The 25,813-nt window shown below is 71.8% G+C and carries 19 protein-coding genes; 11 read left to right on the top strand and 8 right to left on the bottom strand.

The window, feature by feature from the left end:
- Nucleotides 1-13: 13 nt before the first annotated feature.
- Nucleotides 14-973, bottom strand: a complete 960-nt coding sequence (locus V7793_RS07835; protein ID WP_336003614.1) for a hypothetical protein — start codon at nt 971-973, stop codon at nt 14-16.
- Between the two features lie 558 nt (nt 974-1,531).
- On the opposite strand from V7793_RS07835, the gene V7793_RS07830 reads away from it, so the two are divergent.
- Nucleotides 1,532-2,218: a VC0807 family protein gene (locus V7793_RS07830; protein ID WP_336003613.1), complete on the top strand. Its 687-nt coding sequence runs from the start codon at nt 1,532-1,534 to the stop codon at nt 2,216-2,218.
- Nucleotides 2,219-2,223: 5 nt separating this feature from the next.
- Nucleotides 2,224-3,471 carry an aromatic ring-hydroxylating oxygenase subunit alpha gene (locus tag V7793_RS07825; RefSeq protein WP_336003611.1) on the top strand — a complete coding sequence of 416 codons (1,248 nt, stop codon included), beginning with the start codon at nt 2,224-2,226 and terminating at the stop codon, nt 3,469-3,471.
- A 16-nt stretch (nt 3,472-3,487) separates the two neighbouring features.
- On the opposite strand, the gene V7793_RS07820 is transcribed toward V7793_RS07825, so the two are convergent.
- The 7 genes from V7793_RS07820 to V7793_RS07790 form a co-directional block, all read right to left on the bottom strand.
- Nucleotides 3,488-4,834 carry a lanthionine synthetase C family protein gene (locus tag V7793_RS07820; RefSeq protein ID WP_336003609.1) on the bottom strand — a complete coding sequence of 449 codons (1,347 nt, stop codon included), beginning with the start codon at nt 4,832-4,834 and terminating at the stop codon, nt 3,488-3,490.
- Nucleotides 4,831-8,082 carry a lantibiotic dehydratase gene (locus tag V7793_RS07815; protein ID WP_336003607.1) on the bottom strand — a complete coding sequence of 1,084 codons (3,252 nt, stop codon included), beginning with the start codon at nt 8,080-8,082 and terminating at the stop codon, nt 4,831-4,833. Before V7793_RS07815 ends, V7793_RS07820 begins: the two co-directional genes overlap by 4 nt.
- A gap of 672 nt (nt 8,083-8,754) precedes the next feature.
- Nucleotides 8,755-9,771 (bottom strand): LppY/LpqO family protein, encoded by a 1,017-nt coding sequence (locus V7793_RS07810; protein WP_336003605.1) that lies wholly within the window; start codon nt 9,769-9,771, stop codon nt 8,755-8,757.
- A gap of 272 nt (nt 9,772-10,043) precedes the next feature.
- Complete coding sequence (locus V7793_RS07805; protein ID WP_336003603.1) at nt 10,044-12,626, bottom strand: SpoIIE family protein phosphatase; 2,583 nt, start codon at nt 12,624-12,626, stop codon at nt 10,044-10,046.
- Nucleotides 12,627-13,097: 471 nt separating this feature from the next.
- Entirely contained in the window at nt 13,098-13,727 is a 630-nt protein-coding gene (locus tag V7793_RS07800; protein ID WP_336003601.1) for an FAD-dependent monooxygenase, read from the bottom strand.
- Entirely contained in the window at nt 13,684-14,262 is a 579-nt protein-coding gene (locus V7793_RS07795) for a hypothetical protein (protein WP_336003599.1), read from the bottom strand. Before V7793_RS07795 ends, V7793_RS07800 begins: the two co-directional genes overlap by 44 nt.
- Nucleotides 14,263-14,509: 247 nt before the next feature.
- Entirely contained in the window at nt 14,510-15,466 is a 957-nt protein-coding gene (locus V7793_RS07790) for a GNAT family N-acetyltransferase (RefSeq protein ID WP_336003651.1), read from the bottom strand.
- Between the two features lie 139 nt (nt 15,467-15,605).
- Here V7793_RS07790 and V7793_RS07785 point away from each other — a divergent pair, with 139 nt between their 5' ends.
- The 9 genes from V7793_RS07785 to V7793_RS07745 all read left to right on the top strand — a co-directional run.
- Nucleotides 15,606-16,223 carry a hypothetical protein gene (locus V7793_RS07785; RefSeq protein WP_336003598.1) on the top strand — a complete coding sequence of 206 codons (618 nt, stop codon included), beginning with the start codon at nt 15,606-15,608 and terminating at the stop codon, nt 16,221-16,223.
- 213 nt (nt 16,224-16,436) lie between these two features.
- The gene (locus tag V7793_RS07780; RefSeq protein WP_336003596.1) at nt 16,437-17,669 is read left to right on the top strand and encodes a GNAT family N-acetyltransferase; all 1,233 of its coding nucleotides are present in this window, start codon (nt 16,437-16,439) and stop codon (nt 17,667-17,669) included.
- 125 nt (nt 17,670-17,794) lie between these two features.
- Nucleotides 17,795-18,781: a GlxA family transcriptional regulator gene (locus tag V7793_RS07775; protein WP_443057863.1), complete on the top strand. Its 987-nt coding sequence runs from the start codon at nt 17,795-17,797 to the stop codon at nt 18,779-18,781.
- Nucleotides 18,778-19,587: a DJ-1/PfpI family protein gene (locus V7793_RS07770; protein WP_336003593.1), complete on the top strand. Its 810-nt coding sequence runs from the start codon at nt 18,778-18,780 to the stop codon at nt 19,585-19,587. Before V7793_RS07775 ends, V7793_RS07770 begins: the two co-directional genes overlap by 4 nt.
- 409 nt (nt 19,588-19,996) lie before the next feature.
- Nucleotides 19,997-20,167, top strand: coding sequence for a hypothetical protein (locus V7793_RS07765; RefSeq protein WP_336003592.1), 171 nt, complete (start codon nt 19,997-19,999; stop codon nt 20,165-20,167).
- Between the two features lie 157 nt (nt 20,168-20,324).
- Entirely contained in the window at nt 20,325-21,743 is a 1,419-nt protein-coding gene (locus tag V7793_RS07760; RefSeq protein ID WP_336003590.1) for a hypothetical protein, read from the top strand.
- Nucleotides 21,740-23,206 (top strand): radical SAM/SPASM domain-containing protein, encoded by a 1,467-nt coding sequence (locus V7793_RS07755; RefSeq protein WP_336003588.1) that lies wholly within the window; start codon nt 21,740-21,742, stop codon nt 23,204-23,206. The genes V7793_RS07760 and V7793_RS07755 overlap by 4 nt, the downstream gene beginning before the upstream one ends.
- Before the next feature lie 37 nt (nt 23,207-23,243).
- Nucleotides 23,244-25,151: a ferritin-like domain-containing protein gene (locus V7793_RS07750; RefSeq protein ID WP_336003587.1), complete on the top strand. Its 1,908-nt coding sequence runs from the start codon at nt 23,244-23,246 to the stop codon at nt 25,149-25,151.
- A 7-nt stretch (nt 25,152-25,158) separates the two neighbouring features.
- On the top strand, nt 25,159-25,813 hold a 655-nt coding region (locus V7793_RS07745; protein ID WP_336003586.1), incomplete at its 3' end, for an NAD(P)-binding protein.

Below are 25,813 nucleotides of genomic sequence, written 5' to 3'. Positions count from 1 at the left end.
GTTCACATGGCCCTCAGGCCGCCGCCTGCGCCCCCGCGCAGCGGTAACGGGTGCGGGCCGCGTAGGAACGGGCCGCCACGATGAGGGCGAAGCCCAAGCCTCCGAAGGCCAGGCCGCCGAACCACACCATCCAGGTCAGGGACGCGCTGGTGTGGAACGGCGGCTTCGGCTCGAAAGGTGATGTCACCCCGGTGGCGCTGAGCAGAACCATGACGTTGAGGACCACCCCGTACAGCGACAGGGCGCCGCCGGTCAGCCAGGCCGGGACCAGTGGCAGCAGGCGCGGGACCCGGCGCCCGGACAGGAACAGTGTCCAGCGGGGGAAGACCATCCCCCACCGGTACATCAGCCCTGTCAGGAGGAAGACCCCGAGCAGCGCGGCCATCACCGACGCGTCGAGCCCGGCCGAGGCGAGTGCCTTGGCGGCCCCCGCGTCCTCGTTCAGTTTCCGCCAGCCCTCCGCTGTCACGCCCAACGCGTCGCCGCCCAGCGTCCAGATGGTCTTGAGGCCCGCCCAGGGCAGCAGGCCGCACATGAGGACGTACGCCGTCACCTGGGTTTGCGCCGAGGCCGTGGAGGCGCCCGGGTGGACCAGTGTGCCGCTGCCGGCGGTGGCGTGCGGGTGCCCACACTGCGGACAGCCGTCCCGCCGCCTGCGGCGATACGCCACCGCAGCCATCAGCAGGAGGGCGGCGCCGGCCGCGTTCAGCAAGGTGTGGACCACCCCGGTGGCGCTTTCGATCCCGGAGAGCGTCACGAGTGTCACGACGATCATCGTCACGCCGAGCGCGCCCAGCACGAAGACGAGGATGGCGACGGCGAGTGCCGCCGACACCATCGCATGGCCGGGCTTGCCGAGCGGCCGGGTGGTGGCCCGGGCCGCGGTGCCGCCCAGGACGGCGAGGGCGGCGAGCGCGAGCTGGGCCGCCGGGGCGTAGGTCTCGTGCGGCTTTACGGGAACGCTGGTCCCCATCGCCGCCCAGACGGTCTGAAGTCCGGCGTACATTGCGCCCCACACGGGGGCAGCGCGGGGCGCCCACTCAGGCCATCGTCGCCACCACGTCGTCCCTGCCCCGGCATCGGGCGGCAGCCCGGCACGGACGCGTGTCCGCGAGTCGGTGGAAACAGCCACCACAACCTCCGTATGTCCGCCGTGCTTTCAGACGAAAGGCTCTGCGACAGACGGGCCGGGCCACATCCCCCGCGCGGACCACCCGACTCCGCCGCACGGCGGAGCGGCGTGACTTGGCGGGATGAAGCCTTGGCCGGCGGCAACGGGTCCGGGCACCTGGCCGGCGAACCGGGCCCCCGGGGCGAGGGCCGGGCAGGCCCGGCCCGACGCGCCCGCCGACCGCCAGGTCATCCTCGGCCACGTTGCCCAGGTGCAGCGTCCGGCCGGACCGGAGTATCCGGGCCTCGGCCCGCCGTCCACCATCGGCAACCGGGATGAACCTGTACATCAAAGGATGTACCGACCGTATCGTCCCTCGCGTCGATCAAGTGATCTTCACCGGTGCCTACGGTTTTTCGTATGGCATCACCGAACGGTCGGACCGGAACACAAGACATGCCGGCGTGGCGGACAGCGGCCGCTCCGATCCTGTTCGCCGTGGTTCTTCCGCTGGCCGTGTTCTACGTTCTGCGGTCGCAGGGGATCAGCCAATGGCTGGCACTGACGCTCAGCGGGGCGGTCCCGGCGGTGCGTATGGCCGTCGAGGCCGTCACACGGCGTCGTGTGCACAGCTTCGAAGCGTTCATGATCGGCATGCTGGCGGTGCGCATTGTGACGTCGCTGCTCACCGGCAGTCCACGAGTCATCCTCGTCAAGGACGCCGGACTCGCAGCGGCCGCCGGGCTCTGGATCCTGGGCTCGCTGTTCGTGGCGAAGCCCTTCGCGTTCCAGGTCGGTCAGTACTGGCACGTGCCCACCGCGGCGCGCAACCGCGAAACGGCCTGGGGCGTCTCGCCGGCGCTGCGCAGCGGACTGACCCGGCTGACGGTCCTGTGGGGCTGCGCCCAGCTGCTGGACTGCGGTGCCGGAGTGCTCGTCGCCCTGCTGCTTCCGGTGGAGGCGGTCCCGGCGCTCAACCGCGCGAAGGGGCTGGCCCTGCTGTGCGCTGTCGCCCTCATCACCGTCTCTTACAGCCGCCGCTACGGGCGGCGGCACGCACTGTCCCTCTTCGGTTCGGCACCTCTGATCACCAGAAGGGAAGGCTGATCACCATGACTCCCGACCAGGCCAAGGCCAAGGCCAAGGCTCAGGCTCAGGCCCAGGGGCCCGCGGCCCCCGAGTCCTCCGCCCCCGAGTCCTCCGCCCCCGAGGCGCTGCGCGAGATGCTCGCGGAGCTGCAGCGTCTGGCCGCGCTCCCGCTCGAACGCGGGCGGACGCTGCCACCCCGGGCCTACACCTCCCCGGAGCTGTACGAATGGGAAGTCGAACGGATCTTCCGGCGGGAGTGGCTGTGCGTGGCGCGGGCCGAGGAGATTCCGCAGCCGGGGAGCTATCTGCGGCTGGACGTCCTCGGCACGCCGCTGGTGATCACCCGGGACGAGGAGGGCGAGCTGCATGCCTTGTCCCGGGTGTGCCGCCACCGGTTCATGGATCTCCTGCCGCCGGAGACCTCCCCCGAGCACGGCTGCCTGAAGCGGCTGACCTGCCCGTATCACACCTGGACCTACCGGCTGAACGGCCGGTATGCGGGGCAGCTCGCCGGTGCTCCGTTGATGCAGCGGGTCGACTTCGACCGGGCCGGCTGCCGGCTCCCGGCGCACCGTGTCGAGGTCTGGAACGGCTTCGTCATGCTCAACCTCGACCCCGGCGCGGCACCGGCGGCGCCCGGACTGCACGAGCTGGACCTGCGGCTGAGCAGCCACAGGATCGCCGACTGGGTGAGTGTCCACACCCGGACCTGGGAGGGCGTACCCGCGAACTGGAAGGTGGCGGTGGAAAACGGTTCGGAGAACTACCACCACATGGGTACGCATGCGGCAACACTGGATCCGGTGCTGCCGGGCCGGGACACAGAAGTCCACGAGTGCGACGGTCGCTGGTTCACCATGTTCACGCCGCTGTCGTACCCCGAGCAGGGCGGCACCGGCCTGGGGAGGCATTCGGGATCCGATCAGGGATCGCGGCCGGGGATGCTCATCGCCGGGATCTTCCCGCAGTTCGTCCTGGCGGTCCTGCCCGACAGCGCGGTCAGCATTCGCTGGCTGCCCACCGGCCCCGCCAGCCACGACACCCGGATCACGGCCATGGTCCCGCCCGGAGTGCCGGACACACCCGGCTTCGCAGAGCAACTGGTCGGCATTCGTGCGCAGATCGCCCGGATCCAGGAAGAGGACCTGGTGGCCGTCCGGGGCGTTCAGCGCGGCCTGGCCTCCCACCCGGCTCCGTCCAACGGACGGTTCTCGCATCTGGAGCGCCCGTTGTGGCAGTTCCAGCGCTACCTCGCGGAGCGACTGCATTAGGGCGGACGCCGGTCCCTCAGTTCAACAGGAGCGCTGCGTCCCACGGGATGCGGGGAAGTGCTGCCCGCGCGTACCCGTGCAGCGCGAGAGCGGTGCCCGCAGCCCCTTCCAGGAATCCGGGACGACTGACGGGCCCTCCGCTGGGCAGGTGCTGACGGAAGCCGAAGGGCGCGGTCGTGTCGAACGCGTTGAGGGCTCGTACGGCCAGGTGGCCGGCCGCCGGTTCGAGCCCCGCGTCCGGGCAGCTGTGTGCCATGCGGGTGGTGATCTGCAGCAGCCCCGCCCATCCATGGCACAAGGAAGCGTCGTGGACGCCCCAATCGGCGCCCGGACGTTCGAGCGCTGCGAGCAGCGCTGCAAGGCCCTGCTGCCGCCAGGACGGTTCCCCCAGGGCATGGCCGGCGAGCCACAGGGCGCGCGCGACCCCGGGGCTGCCGTAGCACCAGGCGGTCCGGGCCGGGAGACCGGCCGTACCGCTCGCACCGCCCGGTACGGCGTCGCCCGGCGATACGCCGTCGCCCGGCGGCACGGCGTACGTCCAGTACGGACCGGCGCTATCGGTCCCGGCCCGCTCCAGCAGCCAGTCCACGATGGTGCCCATCACCCGCCGCTGGCCGTCCACGCGGCAGCCCTGCCGCCACGCCAGGGCGAGGAAGGCGAGAATCCCCGGTGCTCCGTGGGCCAGGCCCAGATTGAGGTGGCCGTCGGGGTAGGCGTCGGCGTCCGAGCCGGGCCCGTGGTTCGCCCACCACCCCGGCACCGGGCCCCGGCCGCCCTGGGCCGGTGCGCACACCGAGACCAGGGTACGAGCCGCCCGGCCTGCAGCGGCCGTGTCGCCGCGCAGCAGCAAGTACCGCCCCACCCCGGACAATCCGGTGATCACGTCGTACACGTTCCAGGCTGTCGGCCCGGCGGCGGGGCCGCCGGCGCGCCGTTCACGTTCGTGGTCCGACAGCAGCGCGCAGTACCTGGCGATGCGCTCGTCGAGTTGCTGCAGCATGGTGCGGTAGGCAGAGCGGTCCGCGTGGGCGGCGGCTGAGGCTGTCGCCGCGAAGGCCAGGGCCGTCACGCCGTTGAACAGACCCCCGTCAGGCAGTGCGCTACGGGCCGCTGCTGCCAGGTGCCCGTGAGCCGTGCGGAGGAACGCCGGGTCGTGGGCCGCCAGCTCGGCGAAGAGCAGGGCAACGCCCGGGTGGCCGTCGGACAAGGAAAGCGGCTGCCACAGCTGCTCTTCCGCTCCTGAACAGCGGGCCGCGACCTCCGCCGGGTCGGCGAGCCGGGCAGCCACGTGTGCCACCACCTCGGCCGCGCGTTCGCGCGTCGCGGAGGGGGCCCGGCAGCGCATGCCTTTCCGCGCGGTCACGCCGACCCTCTCGCGCGGTGGTCGCGGCGGCGGGCGCGGTCGGCCAGCAGTGTCGCACGGACCAGCTCGTGGGCGGCCAGTTCTTCGTCGGGCGTGAGACCGAGCCGGTTGGCCGTCATGTGCCCGAGGCTGCGCAGGATGGTCGCCGACGAGCCCTGCTGCGGTCCCGTGCGCCTCAGGAGTCGCCCGTAGGCGCTGACGGCCGGGTGGCGCGGGGCGAGCAGGAGGCGTAGGGAGTCGCTCGACCTACGCCCTGTGGGCCCGCCCGGCCCCCGCCCGGCCGGACCTCCCTGGCCGCCTGCCGGGTCGAGGAAGGAACGTGCTCGGGCCCGCTGGTGCGCGCTCGTGTGGTGGTAGCCCTGCCCCATGGCAAGGGTGAGGGCATAGCCGTCTCCCAGGACGCCGGCGAACTGGCGCGCCAGTTCCATGATGCCGGCAGCGGCGAGCTCCGGCCCGGACACCTGCCACCGGCCGGCCGCCCGTGCGTGCAGGGTCTCCAGGACGGCGAGGCTGTCGGCGTGGAACACCTGCTCGGCCGACGCCATCGCTTCGGTGCCGCCGTAGCGTTCGATCTCCGGCTCGTAGGCGCACAGGGTCAGGTCCTGAAGCAGGCCGAGCTCCCGGAGCCTTCCCGCCCAGTCGTGCAGCGCCGGCAATGTGGTGGTGCTGAGCACCGCGGGTGGCGCGTGGAAGCGGAGACGCAGGTGAGGCGCAGGGTCCGCGTAGCGCAGGAAGAACCACCGGTCCACTGCCTCGGGCAGCGTGCGGACGAAGGGCCGCAGCTGGTCGACGAGGATGTCGTCGTGCCGGTTCGCGGAGGCGTAGAGCTTGGCCGACAGCCACTCCCCGCCGGGGAGGTGGCACGGTGCCGTGACGGGCCGTACGAGCCGTACAGGCATGCGGGGCCGGTACCGGGTGGCGCGCGGTGACGGTGACGCGGTGGGCGGTGACGGTGCCGGGAGCAGGGGGATGACGACCTCTGCGGCGAAGCCGGCCGACCAGCCGCTGCCGGGGTCGCCGCCGATCACCGGGACTTCCTCGATCACCGTGTCGGGGTGCCTGCGCAGCTCGTCGCGGACGAGGCTGCGGTGCCAGGCGTCCCCCAGGTGCACGGCCAGCCGGTGGTCACCTCGGACCAGGACGACGTGGTCGGGGACGTACCACGTCGCCCGCCATTCGTCGAGGGACGCTGCCCAGCGGCGATGGGGGACGGCGGCATCGCATAGTGCCGCGTTCGGCCGCCAGCGGGCGGGGGCGAGCACAGTGCGGTGGCGCCGAACGCGCGGCAGGAACGGCAGGACCTCGAGCCCTCCCCACGACCAGGCCCAGTGCACGCGGTGCCCCTGGAATGCCAGCTCCTGGAGGAATCGTGCCTGGTGCGGCGCAGAGCCGTGTGGGTTGAGCATGTGGGGCACCAGGGCGGTCACTTCGCGTTCGAGGCGACGGGAGACCGCGTACATCCTGTGCTCGTCGGCCCCGATCAGCAGGTCGCCGGGGCGGATCGCGCCGGGGTCAGCAGGATCGGTGTGGGCCCCGGCGGCTACGGTTTGGGCCAGCACCCGGGGGACGCGGCAGACGTTGGTCAGCCGTGCGTCGGACGGCGCGTACATCAGCTGCGCGGGCACTGCGCCACTGTCTTCCCGGCCGGCCGACAGCATGCGGCCCAGTTCTGCGGCGAACTCCGGCACCTGACCGGCGAAGCGCCCGAAGTGGGCCCCGGCCTGCGCGCTGCCTCCCGTGCCCGACAGGACGAGGAGGAAGCGGCCTTCCGTCAGGTCGGCCACGGAGGCCGCAAGCAGGCGGGCGCACATCTCGGCCGTCGGTGCCGCCGGGGGAACCGGACGGCTCTGTCCGAGCGATGCCAGCCGCTCGACCCGGGCGTCGGTCAGCACCACTTCCCGGTGCGGACCCACACCGGCGCTCTGCACGAGCTCGCCGAGCAGCATCTCCCGCCCGGCTCTGTCCTCCGGCCCCTCAGTAGATGCCCGGGCGACGCCCGGTCGGTGGGCTGCTGGTGCGAAGTGCTCCGGAGGCCCCAGCCCGCGCTCGGGGTCGAGTAGTTCGTTCAGCGGTACGAGGCGTTGCGTGCCGTACCGCTCGACGAAAGCGGCGTGGTACGTCGCGCCGACTGCTCGGGGATGGCGAGCGGCTACGCGCCACAGCACCTCCAGCGCCCGGGCGGCCTCGTGGCCGACCTCTGCGGGCAGTGTGACGTCCGCATCGAGGAACATGTCCACCTGGACGGGGGGACGGTCGCGCGTCGGAGTGTCCTGCACCGCGTGCAGCGTCGTGAGCAGCGCCTCCAGTCTTCCCTCCCCGCTGCCCGGTCCGCCGAGCCGGTAGGAGGTCACACGCTCCCGTACGCGCCCCAGGTTCTCGCGCTGCCGGGCGGCGGCATTGCCCGTGGCCGAGAGCATCTCGTCCAGGCGGGACAGAGGATCAGGTGCCAGAAGGGCCGGGCGCAGCCCGGACACGAGGAACTCCTGGGCCGTCAGCGCACGGATCACGCTCAAGGCCGCGTCACGGTGCTGCTCCCCGAAGGAGCGCACCAGCGCATCCAGCAGCTCTCCGCCGGTGACCGGTGTGACGGCCGCCCGAAGCACCTCCTCCACAGCCTTGGTCAGGCGGACCGACTTCTCGCGGAAGCCCGACGGCCCCGCGGGCAGCGGCCCGGCTTCGGAGCCCGCGTCGGAGCCGGCGTCGGCCGGAGTCCGGCGCCCGGTGGGCAGGACCAGGCGATTTCCCCGTACGTGGCACTGGTCGTTGACCACCAGCCGCAAGCGGCACAGGATGTCGGCGTCCCGCTCCAGGCTGCTGAGGAAGGCAGCCAGCCACGCGCCGTCCGGCTGGACAGCGCGGCGGTGGTCCTCCCCGATCCGTACGTCCGCCGTGTCACCGAAGCGTGCGGCACAGACGCCGGCCAGGAGCCCGAACGGTGTGGGTCGTCCGGCGGCGCGTACCGCGTAGCGGGTCAGGGCCAGTGCCACGCGCCGACGGCGAGCAGCCCCGGTGATCCGGCCGGACAGCAGCCGGTCGGCGGAGGCGGCCAGAGCCGGGCTGGAGATCCGCACGGCCTCACGCAGCCGCGCGTCACTCCACAGCCGCCCGGCCAGGACGCGGGGCCAGTCCTCCGGCCAGTCCCGTCCGTCCTCCCCGTCGGCTGCCGCCGACGGGGCCCCCGACCAGGTCTTCGACAGGTGGGCGGCGGGCAGGAGGGGCAGCCGCACCATGGCCACTGCGCCGGGCACGTACAAAGGCGGCCCCGCCCCGATCAGTTGATCTCCTGGCAGCTCACACTGCCGACGCACACCGTGGCCGGCGCAACGTCAACGGGCCCGCACAACCATGCCCAGCCGACCGCCCCCAGCACGGCGAGCACTCCGAGCACCTTCCTCACAGGCTTCCTCATTGGTCTTCCCCCTCTGTCACCACGCCAGGCGAGCCGGAGCTCAGAAGCACTTGCAGGGATTCCCGGACTGCGGACCACCACCGCACGTCGACGCCCACGTGGGCGACTCGGTCGGCCCGCACAACGGCCTGGTGGGGCACCCCTGCGACGGCCAGCGGGACAACCACACATCAAGGCCGTCATCGGGATGCAGCACTCGCAGATCGATGTCGAACGGGTCGTCTACCACTGCCGTACCATCTGAGATGATTTCCCCCATAGCTCCCTCATCTCACGCAAGATATGCAAAAGGCTGTTCTGAGGATATCGAGATATTTACACTATCGAATCACCCACATGGGTGAACGGTATGGCGGGACGCCGCGGCGGCCGACCGGACTCTCCGGCGTGCTGACATGACCGCAGTGCGGTCATCGGAGCGGTGCGGGGCGCGGGTGTGCCACGCCTGAAGGACGCCCAAGTACGCCCGGACAGTTGCCTGTTCGGGGGGCGGAGTTCGAGGCGGCGGCGTTCAGGAACGCGTGCGGTCGACCCCGGGGGTGGCCTGCCAGGTCACGTTCGTCGTTGCCACGGCCGCGCTGAGGCAGTGGGCCAGGCCGACTGCGTCGCCGACGGCCCAGTAGTGGGCGAAGAAGAGGCGTGGTTCCTCGGTGAGCGTGTGGTTGTGCAGCTCGACGACGTCGATACCGCCGCGACGCAAGGCCCTGATCGCGGGCTGTACCTCGCCGGCGGTCAGGGCCAGGGCGCCGTTGACTGCGGCCCTTCCTCGGCCCAGCGGCTGGAAGTTGACGCCGGTGACCGCGCCCATCCCCCAGGGGATGACCCGGTGGTGGTCGACGAGCGTCTCACGCCTGGCGAATGTGAACTTGTAGGTCCCTGCGTAATCCGTACCCCGGCCGCGCAACACCGCATCGAGTCGGCCGGTGTCCAGGTCCGCGGCCGCCGGGGTGGCAAGCCGCGGAGGCAGCGGCGTGCCCGTCGTCTCCAACGCGGCACGAATGTGACGGGCGGCGACTTCCGGGGCCTCGGTAAGGGCGTGGACGTGGCACCACAGCAGGGCCGGGGCGTGGGCGAGCAAGTGCTTGTGGACCGACGTCAGTTCCAGCCCGGCCGCCTGGACCACATCGGTCACGCGCCCCAGCTCCTCCTCGGTGACCGCCAGGTCACCCATGATCATGGTGCGCCCGTCGCCATAGCGGGTGAAGGCGGCATAGCTGCGCAGCGCCAGATTGGTGGCCACCTCGACTCCCCGGGAGGTCACCCGCAGGTCACGGCGTGGGAAGCCGGCACGGAAGGTCTCTCCCCACATGATGCCTTCCGTCAGCAACTCCTTGCCGACGTCCCGCCAGTCTCCGATGGTGGTTCGTACGGGGTGAAGAACGTGGCGGTGGCCGGGCTCCGGAGAGGCTGCGGCAGAAGAAGGAGTCGCAGCGGCGAGGGGAGCCAGAGCGGCGGCTGCCAGCACTCCCCGTCGTGCAACGAGCCTGCCGGGCCCGCTCTGCCCGTCCTGTAGATCCGGCCCTGTCATGGACCCACCTCTCCGGGCCGGTCACGAACCTGTGCCCCGGCATTCACCTGCAGCTTCAGAAGTCACCCAGAGCATGGTCATCGGACGGAACCCACATGCTCAGGAACGTGCCTCCCGACCGGATCGAGTGAACCAATACAGGAAACAACCCGACAAGGCGCCCATAGTGAACATGTGGGAGCCGTGGAGCTCTCTGGGAGCCTCGCCCGGCGGCCTGTGGGGCAGGCAGCGTCAGGGGACGCCGGTGTGGTCGGCGCAGAGGACGGCGTTCATCATGCGGGCAGGTGGATGTCCAGGAGGCACACGTCGTCGCGCTGTTCGTCCGGGAGGAGACGGGACAGCAGGGTGTCGAGCGAGCCGGGGCCGTCTGCGGACAGTTCGGTCTCGGCGGCGCGGGCGAGGCGGCCCAGTCCCGCGTCCAAGTGTTCCCTGGGGCGTTCGACCAGGCCGTCGGTGTACAGCAGCAGGTGGTCGCCGGGGGCGATCCGGCACACGGCCTCGCCGAAGGAGGGCCGCAGTGTGGCGCCGAGCAGTATGCCCTCGGGCGGGGAGAGGAACTGCGCCTTCCCGTGGCGCACGAGCAGGGGCGGTGGATGGCCCGCCTGGACCCAGGTCAGGCAGCGGTCGGCGGGGTCGTAGCGGCCGAGCACGAGGGTGGCGGTGGCGTGGTGGTCACGGGTGTGCAGGAGCAGGGTGTTGAGCCGGTGCAGCGCACCGGTGAGCGACGAGCCGGTGACGACCATGCCCTTGGCCGTGAAGCGCAGCTGGGCCATCGTGGCCACCGCGTCGATGCCGTGTCCGGCCACGTCGCCGACCGCGAAGAGCACGCCGCCGCCGGGCATTTCGAGGGCGCTGTACCAGTCGCCGCCCACATTGAGGTCGTCGTGGGAGGGGAGGTAGGCGACGTCGACGCGCAGATCGCCCAGGTTCAGCGACTGCCCCGGCAGCGGCAGAAGGGCGTGCTGCAGACGGGCGGCGACCGTGCGTTCCGCCTGCAGGACGTTGCGCTGGGCCAGGACGGCCTGCCGGGTCTCCGTCAGTGCCAGTTCGGCGGTGCGCTGCGCTGTGACGTCCTGAACGAAACCGTGCACTTCGACGGGGGTGCCGTGGGCGTCCGGCACCGCCTCGGCGACGACCCGCAGGTGCCGGACACCGCCCCGCGTCGTGATCCGGACCGTGTGGTCGACCGGGGTGCCCGCGCCGAGGAGACCCTGGAGCGCGCGGGTGAAGTCCGGGGCGTCCTCGGGCAGGACGTCCCCGGGGAAGGCGTCGAGGGGCAGCGGGCCCGATTCCGGGTCGTGGTCGAGAATCGTGTGGACCTGGGGTGACCAGGTGATGGCACCCGTGACGAGGTTCCAGTCCGTCCAGCCGAGGTTGCCGAGCCGCTGCAGGTCGGCCAGGAGGGCCTGCTGCCGGGAGACGTCGTCGTGACCTGCCCAGGTGACCACGAGCGCGTCACCGAGTTTTGCTGCGCGGACGGAATAGACGGAGCGCTGCCGCAGGCCGGCGACGACCTCCTCGTAGGTGAAGGGACCACCCTCGTACGGCGTCCCCGTGGTGAGTGTCCGCAGGTAGCCCTGCCAGACGTCGGCGCCGGCCACGGTGGGGTAGCACTCCAGGACCCGCAGCCCGACCAGCCGGCGGCCGCGCCGGCCGGCGATGTCGACGGATTCCGGCGCGGCGGCGTCGATGCGGAAGTCCTCGACGTCACCTGCTGGTGACCGCAGAGGGGTGAGGAGGACAGCGGGGCCCGGGAGGACGTCGAAGACGGCCTGGACGAGTGCGGCCGTGCCGGGTTCGGCCCCTCCCGGGCAGCCGGGCTGCGCGGGCTGTCCGGTCGGCGCGCACCATCCGGAGCCCTCCGGGACCCCGGACCTCCCGGACGGCCCGGGGCGTCCGTTCAGCCGGAGCGGCTCCGGGTGCAGATCCCCTGCGCGGAGGCTCCCGGCGCAGAGCCGGGCGACGGACCGCAGCAGCTCGCGCACGTCCTCGCCGAAGGGGGCGTCCACCGTGCGCAGGACGCCAAGGGCCGCGGTGACCCTGCCGCCGGTGGTGACCGGGAGCCAGGCGCGGGTGCGCCACTTCTGCGGCGGCTGCCCGATCAGGTGGTAGCGCTGCGCGTCCTGTACCGGGTCCTCCAGCCATACGGCTTCGCCGCGGCGGACGGTCTCCAGGGCGGCGAAGCCGCCGACGGGCGGCACGGACCGCCACTGGTCGGCGACCGCGGCCCCGGCGCCGGCGTGCCCGGTGAGCTCCAGGGCGTCGTGCACGGTACGGGAGAAGAGGAGGACGGCGTCGGCCCGGACCGGGGGCCCGGCCAGATGGTCCAGCAGCCGTTCCGCGACATCCTGCGGGCAGGCGGCGCCGGTGAGCGCCACGCCGAGCTCGCCGAGGAGCGCGGTGGGGGAGGGCGGGCGCGGCTCCGTGCCCGGTTCCGGTGCCTGCCCGGCTCGGCCGGCGGCGGGGGCCGGGCCGTGGCGCATCGACCGGGACGGCCCGGGGGAACCCTGGTCCGAGGCGCCGGGGACGCCCGCGGTGCCCTCGGCGGCGGCGCCCTCGGCGGCGGCGAAGGGCGGGCGGGCCGCCTGCGGGATGTCGCCGAGGGCGATCCAGCACTCCTCGGTCAGCGTGCGGCCGTCGGCTCGCGCCCGCCGCGTCAGCTCTTCGTGCGCTTCTGCAGCCGAGCATCCCGACCGTGCCATCAGCAGGCCTTTGGCGCGCTCCAGCACGGCAGCGGTGGACGCCTGGTGGTGCAGGCGCTCGTTTTCGGCGCGTAACGCGGCCACGATCTTGGCCAGCGCGACGACGTCGGGTGCGACGCCGGACTCCTCGTCCTTGACAGGTTCGCTCGTCACCTCACCGAGGATGTCACAGGCGGCAGTTACCGGAACCGTGTGCGCGGGCGCCGGTATCCGGCCGGGCGGAGGAAGTGGCGCCCGGCTCGCGGGGAAAGTGGCGTATCGGCCACGAAGAGTACGAACCCATGTGCCGTCACTTCCACTGGCGGACCTGACCATTCCGGGCTTCCGGGCGGCAGATGTTCCCGCGTGGACAACCGTCCCGTCGCAGGTCTTGCGGGTGTCTGCCTGCAGTGAAGTGGCTCTGAGGCGTATCCGGAAGAAGCTTCGCAAAACCACCTGAAGGCTAGGTTCATGGATCAATCGGTGGGGATCGATCAACCATTTTCCTCAAGGTTCATCACTTCGAGGCGCTGCCGCAAAGAGCGCCCCCGCCCGTCCGCTGCTTCCGACCGCAGGGCCGCTGCTCCCCGCCCGCAGCGGGCCGGGCCGAAGGGTCCGCGACCGGGCCCGTCGAATGCTCCGGCCTCAACCTGCGGGCACCCCGCCCGGGCGGGGGCCAGGGGCATTCCCGTACAAGTAATGAGACCGGCCGGCAAGTGTGGCCCGCGCCCAGGCACCCATGCGCTGCGGGGTCATCTCGCTCCACACGGGGGCCTTCTCCACTTGGTCGCGCCCCATCCGCCGGCCCAGCTTCACCAGCTGGTTTCCTTGTTCGCGCCTTCGGACTTCGTAGGAGGCCATCGCCTCGGCAAGCGACTGCGCCCGGCTCATCTCCTCTTCCAGGCACAGTGCATCCAGAAGGGCCTTGGTCGCACCGGCGGCCGTGTGAGGGCGCACCAGAGAGGAGGCGTCTCCTGCAAGCAGGACCCGCCCCCGGCGGATCCGGGGCAATTCCAGGTCGAGGACGGGCTGCACGGTGACGTCCTCATCGGCAGTTCGAGAGACTACTTCGCCCCAAGCGGTGGGAAGAGCGTCCCGCGCCAAGGCACGTGCACGGCCGATCAGCGTCTGTGTGACGCGACCCGGCGGGTAGGACAGCGACGGATCGAACGCCGCCTCCCGCGGCGGCCGGGCGTACAGGACCCAGCTCACCGCGGGCTCCAGGCCTCCGTCAGGAGCAATCGCCGTGATCAGGTAGAAGAGGGCCTGCCCCACCGGGGAACACCGCCGTGCCGTAGGCCTGCCCGATCATGTCCAGGGCCTGTTCCAAGCCGCCCAGGAGGCGCACCGGAACACCGCCGCGCCACAGGGCGTATCCCGCGTAGCGGGGCGCCGCACCCGGCACCACCTGCCGGCGGAGGCGAGAACGGTACCCGTCCGCCCCCACGACCAGGTCTGCGCGGCGCAAAAGGCCTTCCTCAGTGCTGATCCCGGCTGCACCGTCCGGGATATCCCCGGTCTCCGCCACCTCCTGCCCCGCGTGATAGCAGGAATCGGGAATCCGTGCGCGCAGCTGGCGCCACAGCAGTCCCCAGTTGCAGGTCAGCACGGAGCTTGGCTGACGCCACAGTTCCCGGCCAGTCGCACACCGTTGGTCGGGAACGAGCCATATTCGCTCCCGGTTCTCCTGGGCCGGGAAGTCCTCCCCGATGTAGCCGCGGGCGATGAGTTCGCGTACCAGGAAAGGCGGTAAGGCGATGCCTTGCCCTCGCTCGGCCAGGTTGCTACGAGTGCGCTCGTATACGTCCACTGCGTGCCCACACCGTCCGAGTGCCACCGCACAGGCACAGCCGGCAATACTGCCACCCACCACGGTGGTACGGACTGGCTGACGCACCTGCATCTCCATTCGCCCCTCGTACCGTGCGGTGCGAGCAAAACGGCACCGGAGTTCCTCCCCGGACGACCCTGCACGCTCCTCAGCTTGTAGCCAGGGGTCCGGTGGGAAAAGAGGCGGATTCCGGCCGTGGGTGGCCGTCGGCTGTCGGACGCGAGGGTCAGTCGAGCGGGCCGGCGTAGGTGATGTACCGCCGGTTCACGATGAAGCCCACGTCCTGATAGAGGCTCAGGGCGCCGGTCGTACCGGCCGTGTCCACGACGAGTTCTGCCTGGTCGTACCCGTGGCGCCGTGCTTCACCGAGGGTGTGCGCCAGCAGTGCGCGGGCCGCGCCGTGCCCGCGATGGGCTCGGCGTGTGCCCAGGAAGGCCACGGTGCACGAGCGCTGTCCGGTGGCGGCGGTATCGGCGGTGTACTCGTCTGCCAAGAGATAGGCCGCAACCTGGTCGTCGGTGTCGAGAATGAGCGCGGAGAGCTCTTTTCTGAAGGAGCGGTTTCCTGTTCCCCAGACCCGCCACTCGCTCTCATCGGCTTCGGTGAAGTCCCAGTGGTCCTGGAAGGCCTCGTTATGAGCAAGGCGGGTCGCCTCGTCGTGTGCCATGTCGAAAGGGACGAGCCGCAGATTTCCGGGAAGGGCGCTGTCCCGCATCGCTCCGGTGTGCAAGTCGTGCGTCATTCCGAACCAGTACCGGCAGGGAGTGAACCCCGTGCCCGCCGCCAGTGCCGCCAGACCGGAGTTCGTCGCGACTCCGGACAGCAGCAGCTCGCCGGGCGTATCGTCGTGACGTTCCGCATGGATGGCCCGCGCTCGCGTGCGCATCCACCGGACCAGTTCCGCCCCCAGGCCTTGTCGCCGCCAGCCGGGATCGACGGCGGCGCCGGTCTCGAAGCGCACCACGTCCCGGACACAATCCGGGGTGTAGACCATCGCGTACGCCACCAGCCGCCCGTCCCGCCAGACCCCGGTCGTGTTGAGTTCCCTGTCGAGTTTCGGGTCGGTGAGTTCCTCGTGGACATCGGTTTCATCGGCGTGCACACCGGTGCCGTCCGCGTGCTCGACTCTCTTGCGAAGGCCGGTCAGCGCAGGAATATGTGCCGTTCCAAGAGGTTGCATCATGAAATCCACACCGAAGAGTACATACGGTGCAGTAGGTCATGCCTCGCAATTTGCGCCGGCCTCGCCCCTCCCCGCCTCTTCGGCCCCTCGGCTCCCTGGATCCCCGTCGTCGGGCGCGCCGGGCCGTAGGCTCGTGATCATGGGATTGGACATCACTGCCGTCATAGTGGACTGGGCCGAACTGGAGAACATCCCCGTCCTCGGGCGCGAGAGCGCGCTCTTCGAGGCCGCGGACCCGGACGACTATGACGGGGCGCTCGAGGAGGGCTGGGCCTGGCTGCCTCCCGCCGGCGGATCGTTCCCGTCCTGGTGTGCACGGTACGAGTTCGCCGGCACCCTCGGGTCCTTCAAGCCGCACTTCTGGGCGGGCGAGCGGTGGGAAGCCATGCGGGAGCACGTCCCGGACGACCTGCGCAGCGCACTGGACACCTTCCTCGCCGGGCTGCTCCGGGTCCCGCCCGGCGCGGATGACGTCCCGCCCGGCGCAGACGACGACCCGGGCGACGGCGGTGCCGAGCCCTGGTACGACGCCATGTTGGTCTACTGCCCGCCCCCTGATGTGCCGGCCCTGGCACAGGCGTGGAGCGCAGTCGGGCCCCGGCTCGAAGCGCTGCGCGAACCGTTCAACATCCACGCAGCCGCTCCCGGGAATTGGGTCGGCAGGTTCGAGGAATTCATCACGCTGCTCCACGGATGGGCCGAGGTCGTCGCAGAAGCCGACCGGCGCAGATGGGGGCTCATCGGGCTACCGATCTGATCCCTCCGCCACATGCAAGCCGCCACGTGCAAGCCGCGACATGCAAGCCGCCATGTGCGAGCTACGGTGCCATCGCGATATCAGTAGCGAGTCCGTGCTGTGACCGGCCGCCGGCCGGGTCGTCATTCGCTTGCTCCGGCATGAGGCAAACGCTGCACTGTCGCCGGGCACCATGAGTCGTGGTGCCGGTATTCCGAGGAGGCAGCGGCGGCAATGCAGATTCGTTCCACGACCGATGAGGACCGTGACGTCTTCGTCGGCACACTCCATGCCGCGTTCGGACGCTTCCCGGAAACCCCGGCCGACGGCGGCGGGGCCTGGTGGTCGGCGCTCGAAGCGGACCGCTGCCTGCTCGCCTCGACGGCGGACGGGCGGCCCGTCGGCACCGCCGCCGCGCACTCCTTCGAGCTCACCCTGCCCGGTGAGATCCTCGTCCCGGCGGCCGGGGTGACCGCCGTCGGCGTCCTGCCCTCGCACCGGCGCCAAGGCGTGCTCACCGCCATGATGCGGCATCAGCTGGCCGAAATGCGGGCACGCGGGGAGTTCCTCTCCGTGCTGCTGGCCTCTGAAGCCACGATCTACGGCAGGTTCGGCTACGGGCCGGCGACCTACACGGCGCAGCTGACGGTGCCGCGTCACCGGGCCACCCTCGCCGAGCCCCGGGCACGCGGAGTGGCCGGCGCCCCGGCGACCGGCCCGGACAACGACTCGGTCGAGGTGCTGCGTCGTGCCGAGTGCGGAGAGATTCTGGAGGAGGTCTACGACCGGTACCGCCGCGCGCAGCCGGGCGCGCTGTCCCGGCCGCACCGCTGGTGGGCCCTGCGCGCCGGGCAGCCCCCGATCTCGCCGGCGCCGCGCTACATCGCCGTGCACCGTGACGCCGACGGTGTCCCGGACGGGTACGCCAGCTACTCGGTCGGCGAACCCCGGACCTTGACCGTCGACGAGACCATCGCCACCGACGACGCCGTCTTCACGGCCCTGGCCCGGTTCGTCCTCGGACACGACCTGGTCTCCCAGGTCGTGTTCAAGCACGTCCCGCCCGGGCACCCGCTGCGCTGGCAGCTCGCGGACTTCCGCGCAGGCGAGGTGAGCGGCGACACCGACTGGCTCTGGGTGCGGCTGCTGGACGTCCCGCGTGCGCTGACCGCGCGCGGCTGGTTCACGGACGGCGAGCTCGTCCTCGACGTCGAGGACCCCTTCCTCGGCGAGCACGGCCGCTACCTGCTGACCGTCCGGGACGGCAAGGCCGGCTGCGTCCCTACGGACCGGGAGCCCGACCTGTCCCTCGACGTGAGCGACCTGGGCTCGGTCTACCTCGGCGGCACCGCTCCGAGCACGCTCGTGCGCGCCGGACACATCCGGGCCCACCGCCCGGGCGCGGCCGCCCTCGCCGACGCCCTCTTCCGCGCTGAGCGCTTCCCGCACTGCCTGCACTGGTTCTGAGAACGACGGGGCCCCGGCCGCACCTCACTGCGGGGGCGGGCCCGGGGTTGCCGCGGCTGCTGAGCGCGAGACCGCGGCCGTTTCAGGTGCGTGGTGGGATGGGCGCCATGGACGATCAGCGGCGCATCCTCATCGTTGCCTACGACGACGCGCAGATTCTCGACATCGCTTGCCCCAGCGGCGCGTTGGACATCGCCAACCGGTATGGAGCAAGCCCGCCGTATGTCATAGAGCTGGGCACACTGGGGCGTCGCGCGGCCCGCAGTTCGGCGGGCATCGTGCTGGGGGCCGGGCATGGTCTGGAGACGGTGACGGGGCGGCTGGACACGCTGATCGTCGTCGGTGGCGTGGGTTTCGAGGAGGCGTCGGCGGACGAGCGGTTGCTGGCACAGGTCCGGCGGCTGGCCGGGCGCAGCCGTCGCGTCGCCTCCGTCTGCACCGGAACGTACGTGCTGGCCGCGGCGGGGCTGGTGGACCACCGGCGGGTCACGACGCACTGGGGGTACGGTGAGCAGCTCGCCGCCCGGCACCCTGATGTGGCCGTGGACGTGGGGCCCCTTTACATCCGTGACGGGAACGTCTACACCGCGGCCGGGGTCACGAGCGCGCTCGATCTCACGCTCTCGCTGATCGAGGACGATCACGGGCCGACGCTGGCCCGTGCGGTGGCCCGGGAGCTGGTCTCGTATCTCCACCGGCCCGCTGACCAGGCTCAGATCAGCATGTTCCTGGCTGCACCGCCGCCCGGCGACCGGTTGGTGCGGGACCTCGCCGGCTATATCGCCGCGCACCTGGCCGAGGACCTGACCCCGGGCACGCTGGCAGCACGGGCAGGTGTGAGCACCCGGCACCTGACGCGGCTCTTCACCGAGCACCTCGGTACGACACCGGCCCGGGCGGTACGCGAGGCCCGCACGGAGGCGGCCGCGCATCTGGTGCGATCGAGCCGCCTGTCACTGGCCTCCATAGCCCGGCGCTGCGGGTTCAAGTCACCGCAGACGCTGCGCCAGGCCTTCTTGGACCACTACGGGCTGGGCGGGGACACGATTCGCAAGATGCCGGACATGCCGCGGGCACGCGTCGCCTCAGGGCACAAGACTTCCCTGCCATGAGCCATATGACGACACGCAGACATCTGCTCCGCGGGGCCGTGGGCACAGCCACGCTCGCCACGGTGGGTGCGGCAGGCACCGGAACCGGAACCGGAACCGCGCAGGCGGCCCAGGCCGCGCCGCTCACGCCGGCAGCCGGCACGGCCCTGGACATCGGCATCCTGTTGTACGACGGCTACAGCTTGCTGGATCCGACCGGCCCCGCAGAGGTCCTTTCCCGGCTGCCGGGCGCCACTGTCACGATGATCGCCCAGCGGCGAGGGCCTGTCCGCACCGACACCCGAGACGTAGCCGTCATGGCCGATCGGTGCATCGCCGACATCGACCACCTCGACGTTCTGCTCGTTCCCGGAGCGGGCAATCGCGGGACGGTCGCGGCGATGGAGAACCAGGAACTGCTGCGCTGGATTCGCAGGATCGACCGGCGCAGCCAGTGGACGACCTCCGTGTGCACCGGCTCGCTCGTCCTCGCGGCAGCAGGGCTGCTCGACGGCCGGCAGGCAACGACGTACTGGGCCTCCGCCGACTATCTCCGGACCCATTACGACGTCACCTACGTGCCCGAACGCTATGTCCGCTCGGGAAAGATCGTCACGGCGGCCGGGGTGTCGGCAGGACTGGACATGGCGCTCTACCTGGCATCCCTGATCGCCGGGGAGAACACGGCGAAGGCGATACAACTGGCCGTCGAGTACGACCCGCACCCGCCCTTCGACGCCGGCAACGCCGCGAAGGCCGACCCCGAACTCAAGCAACAGGCCCTGAGGCTGCTGGCCGAATCCCAGGAGGAGACACCGAGAAGGTGACACCGGGGAGGTGACACCGAAGATCCGAAGAGCCTGAGGCGAGGCCTGCCTGGATGCCGGCGGGGAGCAGGCTGCCACACGCCGGGAAGCCAGGCCGCCGCGGTTGCCGGTCGAACGAGCGGCCGGTGGCAGGCAGGCTGAGGGCGGGTCGAGGGCAGGCCGGTCGGTCCGCCGGCCCGCGTGCAGCAGTACCCGGCCCGGCTTCCACGACGACCGGGGGCGGTGGTCACTGGACCGGCTCAATCCCACGCTGTGCCGATGGGGTGAAGCCTCGACCAGGTCCGCCGGCCTCGGCACCGGCGCATCCGCCGGTTCGGGAGGTGGTATGGGCGGAGATACGCCTGGACGTCCGGCAGGCGGTCCCGGGCGCGCCCCGTGACGGTGTGGCGCATTCTGTTCGATACGGTGCGTGGCGATCTCGTTCGTGCCCTACGTCACCTGCGGGTCCCGCGACCCGCCGGGAGGTGCCGACATGCCCTCATCGTTCTCCGCCCCCGGATTCACCGACGAGCTCACTCCCGGTGTCCTCGGCCGCCGGAACCCGGTGGTCGCGGATGACTTCGCGGCCGGGCGGACCTGAGCGGCGACGCCGCCCCCGGCCTGGCCGTGCTTGTACGGGCCGGCGGCGCACTACGTCGTCCCGCCTGTGCGGGACGCCGCTCCCTGTCCGGGAGCCGACGTCTTCTGGTGCACACCACCCCCTCCCCGATGGACCCCCATGGAAACGGAGACGCACGGTGATCGAAAAGATGTGGCTCTACCCGCCGCTGGCCTTCGCCCGGCTGGGTCCGTCCCCCGAACCCTGCGAGAACTACCGCTACGGGCCCAACGACCTGACCCCCCGGGGCACCGGCAAGACCGTGGCCCTGCCCGCGCCCTCGCTCGTCGTCGCCGCCGACGGCACCCTGACGGAACGCGCGCCCCAGGGCAACCGGGTCCGGTTCAAGGACGAGCGCGGTTTCCGGCCCATCTGCCCCTTCTTCGAGCTGCACGGCTCGTGGGTCATCGACGGGGTGCGCGACGACGGCCCGATCACCACCGAGGTGCTGGACGCCTTGGACCTCACCCTCGCCGACGTGCGGTGGAAGGTGGAGGTCGCCAATCTCAAGGCGCACCAGTGCACCCGGGCCGAGGACGACCGCATCGACGCCACAGTGGAGGTCGCCGGGAACCAGCACCGGAAGAGACCCTTGGAAGGACGCTCCCCCCGGACGGCGGCTCGGCCTCTGGTGCCCCCCGAACGGCACGTCCCGCTCGGCTCTGTCCAGATTCCGCGGCCGAGCGCCGCCTTCCCCGGACTGCGGCTGCGCTTCACCCCCGCCGCCGGATTGGTCTACGGCCCCACGAACCTGCGCGAGCGCACCACCCGGTACCCGCTCCCCGCCGAGCGGTTGTTTCTCTCCCCGGACTCCCGCTGGTGCGAGTTCAGGGCCGATGGCAGCGACGACCCGCGGACCGCGCCGTCCGAGCTCTACGCCGGGGCGTCCAGGCAGGACGGCCGAATCAGCTTCGGGCTCGTGGACGACGTGTGCGACGGCTTGGTCACCGTCACCGTCGGCGAGCTCACCGCCCGGGCCCGCGTCGTCGTCACCCCGCCCGACTTCGCCCCCGACCGCAGGCCCTTCACCTCCCTGGCCGACGGCCTGACCGACCGGGTCAAGCGCGCCGAGGTCCGCGACCCCGCATACGTGACCGGGGACAACCAGCAGCTCACCGCGCTGGAGGTGCGCGACCTGTTCGAACGCGCCCTGGAGGCCATGGACTCCGTCAACGTGGACGCCCAGAATCAGCGCGCCACCAGCGAGAACATCGGCACCGCCCAGGACGAGGGGAGTTCGGTCGCCGAGGCGCGCGCCCGTACCTTCCCCACACCGGTGCCCCTGGCCGGGGTCACCCTCGCGCTCACCGAGCGCGGCCGGCGCAAGCACCGCCGCTTCCCGGCCCTGGAGGTCCTGGAGGACCTCATCCGCGAGCAGCCCGACTTCATCCAGCAGTTCGTCAGGCCGCCGGCCGCCGAGGACCCCTGGTACGACCGCCGCATGCCCGTGGCCGTCCGCGGATCCGACGCCTTCCCCATGCATGTGACGCGCCGCCAGTACGACCTGCTCGTGGCGTGGGCCCGCTCCGTGCGCGCCAACGTGCAGGAGGGATCGTGAGCGTCCTCCTGCAGATCGGCCGCCGCCCTCCGGATCCGGAACCGGAGCGGGATCCGGAGCCGGGCCCGGGCAGCGCTCCTCCCGGCCTCCCCGCCGAGACCAGGGTCTTCCGCAGCTCCCACGGAGCCCACCTGTTCGTGGCTGACGGAAGCCGGATCTACGACCTGCCCGAGGCCGCCGCCGCCCGGCTGGAGGCATGGACGGCAGCCGCGGGCGCGGCGGCTCACGACCCGGCGGCGGACACCGCCCTCGCCGCCGAACTGGGCCTGCCCCTGTGGGGCGGGCCGGGATTCCCCGCCCCTCGTATCGACGGCACCCCCGCCGCGGTGCCCCCGCTCGCCTCCCTCTCGCTCAATGTGATGCAGGCCTGCAACCTCAGCTGCGGGCATTGCTACGCGGACGAGGGCCGGTTCGGCGGCTCCGCCCGCGCCATGCCCCGCGCGACCGCCTTCGCCGCCGTGGAACGGCTCCTCGCCGAAGCCGCACCCGGAGCCTCGGTCGTCGTCGGTTTCATGGGAGGCGAACCGCTCCTCGCCCGCGAACTGATCCACGAAGTGGCCGGCTACGCGACCCGGGCCGGTGCCGACACCGGGCACGCGGTCCGCTTCGCGCTCACCACCAACCTCACCACCGTCCGGCCGGAGGACGCCGAGCTGTTCGCCGCGCATCCGTTCACCGTGGCCGTCAGTCTCGACGGCGACCGGGCCGGCCACGACGCGTTGCGCACGGCGCCCGGCGGGGGCAGCGCGTACGACCGGCTGCGCGCCGGGCTGGACGTGCTGAACGCGCACGGGCGGCCGCGCCACCTGTCGGCCCGGGTCAGCGTGACCCCGTACACCGGGCGGCTGAAGGAGGTCCTGGAGCACGGGATCGGCCTCGGCTTCGACGAGGTCGGCTTCGCCGCGGTGGTCAGCGCCCCCGACCCGGCCTACGAGATCGGCGCGAGCGCCTTCGCCGGGTTCCTGGAGCAGATGACCGAATGCGGCGAGGCGGCGCTGGCCGCGCTCGCCGCGGGCCGGCCGTACCCCTTCGGTAACTTCCAGACCGCGATGTACGAACTCCACACGGGCGGTCACCGCCCCTACCCCTGCGGCGCCGGGGCCGGCTACCTCAGTGCCTCCGCGGAGGGCGGCCTGTACGCCTGCCACCGGCTCGTGGACGACCCGGCGTTCCGGATGGGCTCCGTCGCCGGGGGATCCGACCGGGCCGCGCGGGCCGGGCACCTCGCGGCCCGCCACGTGGACCGGGCGGAACCCTGCCGGTCCTGCTGGGCGCGGTACCTGTGCGGCGGCGGTTGCTACCACGAGGTCGCCCGGCGAGGCCGTCCCGGCTGCGACTACATCCGCGGCTGGCTGGCCTTCTGCCTGCGTGCGTACGTCGAACTCGCCGAGAGCGCACCGGATTTCTTCCGCCGGACGACTCCCTCCGACCTGCCCGGCGATCCTGCCGGGCTTGCCCGCTGACCGTGCCTGCGACCCCACCCGGACGAAGGAGCCGACCGTGAACAACCCGATCCCCGGCAGCGTGGACCTCCCCGTACCCGAGGGGAAGGTCTTCCCCCGCAACCTCACCGCCCGGGCCGATTACGCGGTCCCGGGAAACCCGTCCGGCTCCCGTCCGGAGAGCGGGGTGGACAATTGCTTCCCGGGTCTCGAATTCGACCAGCGCAACCTGGAGAAGGCCTTCTTCCCCGGCCTGCTGTTCGACTTCCACCACGGCCTGGGATCGCGGCTGACCGGGGTCACCGAGGGCGCCCCGTCCGTACTGGACCTCACCGCCGCCGACCTCGGCGCGGGCGTCACGGACGACCCGTGGCGGCTCCACCTGTGGGCGGTGTGCGGGCGGACCGCAGTGGATCAGTCGGAGTCGCAGGCCCCCGTGTTCCACGCCACCGACCGCAGCGGTCTCGCCCTCTGGCGCCGCGTCCACGACCTGCTGCCGGGCCGGATCGCCATCCTGCTCGGACCCACCCCGGGCAGCCGGTCCCCGGGCGCGAACATCGTGCCCGACGGCCTCAACGCCTGGCGCATGCGGAACGACACCACCGTGCAGCGCGACACCGACGGGAGGGTGGAAGCGGCCGTCCTGATCGCCGACCGGGCCGGCTACCTGGATCCCGACGGAGTCATCGACCCCGAGGTCTACCTGCCCGGAGACCTCACCCGCAGCCTGTGCGCTCCTTGGCAGTACGACTTCCGCGAATGCGGCTGCTACTACTGGGCCGCTTCCAAACCCGACATCTCGGCCAGCCCCGACGGCCGGTTCCACCCCCTCAACTTCCAGCGCTCGGACCGCACCCTGCCCCCGCCCAAGCTGGACACCCCGAACTACGCCGAACGGGAGGACGACGAACTCGACCACCCCGCACTGATCACCAACTGGAACGTGCTCCCCGTCGTCCTCAACGGCCGCGAGGACGACAGCCTGGGCCCGGGCACCCCGTTCGACCTCAACGAGATGACCCGCGAGAAGGTGATCGAGGAACTCGAGCGGCTGGCCGGCGTCGAGCACGCCCTGTGCCTGGAATACCTGTACGCGCACTACTCGCTGAACGCCCCGACCACACTCGCCCCCGGCACGAACCCCCGGTCGCCCATCGCGCAGTTCCACGCCGCCGCGGCCGAGGTGTTCTCGGTCGCGGTGGACGAGATGCGCCACCTGAGATGGGTCAACGAGATCCTCGGCGTGCTCGGCAGGCCGCACAAGCTCGACCCACCGCCGCCCGGCATGCCCATCCAGCCCCAGTCCGGGCAGGTCTTCGAGCTGAAGCCGCTGACGGCCGCCCAACTGGACTGGTTCATCAAGGTGGAGAGCACCAGCGCCGACCTCAATCCGGACGGCATCGACGGCATGTACGTCCGCCTCCACCACACCATCGTCAAACGCCCCGACCTGTTCCCGCAGTCCGACCGGCTCTCCCACCTGATCAAACTCATCATCGACGAGGGCGTGAACCACTTCGAGCGGTTCGAAGCGATCAAGGGGCACCTGGAGGAGTTCTCCGAGGACGAGTACCTGCGCAGGCTCGACAAGACCCCGGACCCACTGGACCAGCGGCTCCTGCAACTCGCGGACCTCAACTACGCCGTGCTGCTCGGCACGATGAAGGAGACCCTGGCGCTGGGCGACCGCGCCGGAGGCGTGCTGATCGAACACGCCCGGCGGGCCATGACCAACCTCCACGAGGTCAACCACCTCCTCGCCTCCCGCAGGGTCTCCCCCCGCTTCCAGACCCCCCAGCCCGGCGTCGTCACCGCGATCGCCGACGGCCGGGCCACCCTCGCCGCCGCCCGGGCCGCCCGGCAGCTGCAAGAGACCATCGCCTCGCTCGACGGCGCCGACCTGCGCGGCATGATGACCCGCCACCGGGCCACCACCGAGGCCCTGATCGCCGACCTCATCCTGTGAGGACCCCGTGAGGCCGGCCACCGTCGCGATCGCCGGATCCGGACTCGCCGAACTGACCTGCGCCTGGCTGCTCGCGGCGCGCGGCCACCCGGTCCGGCTCCGGCCCCGCCCGGCCGGCGGACCCCGCCCGCTGCTGCTGGGCGACGACACCCTCGCGCTGCTCCACGCACTGTGGGGCACCGAGGCGGCGGACGGGCCGGCCGCCGACAGCCACCGCCTCACCCACCGGCACGCCCGCTGGACCCCCGATCGCGACTCCGGCCCGCCCCTGCCGCAGCCGGCGGCGGTCGTGGACGGCGCCCGGCTCGCCCGGCGGCTGCTGGCCCGCCTCGCGGACCGTTACCCGGACGCCGTGCCGGTGCTGCCCGTTCCGTCTGACGCGGCCGTCCCGCAGTGGACCGTCACCGCCGCCCCGCCTGCCCGGGAGAGCGTGTACAGGACGGCCGGGCGACGGCACCTGCTGGCCGGGGAAGCCCCCTGCGTGGCCGTGCAGGACGACACCACCGCCCGCCTGGAGCGCACCGACGACGCCTGGCTCCACCTCACCCCGCTCGGCGACGGCAACGCCCTGCTCCAGGCGATGGTCCCCGGTCCGGTCGAGCACCCGGCGCGACATCTCGCCCGCCTCCTCGCGCGCAGCCCCTTGGCGGCGCGGCTTGCGC

Origin of the sequence: Streptomyces sp. KLMMK (genome assembly GCF_036961605.1) — a bacterium.
Lineage (GTDB): Bacteria > Actinomycetota > Actinomycetes > Streptomycetales > Streptomycetaceae > Streptomyces > Streptomyces telluris.
Note: the sequence above shows the minus strand (reverse complement) of the source record. Positions and strands in the feature narration are given on the sequence as shown.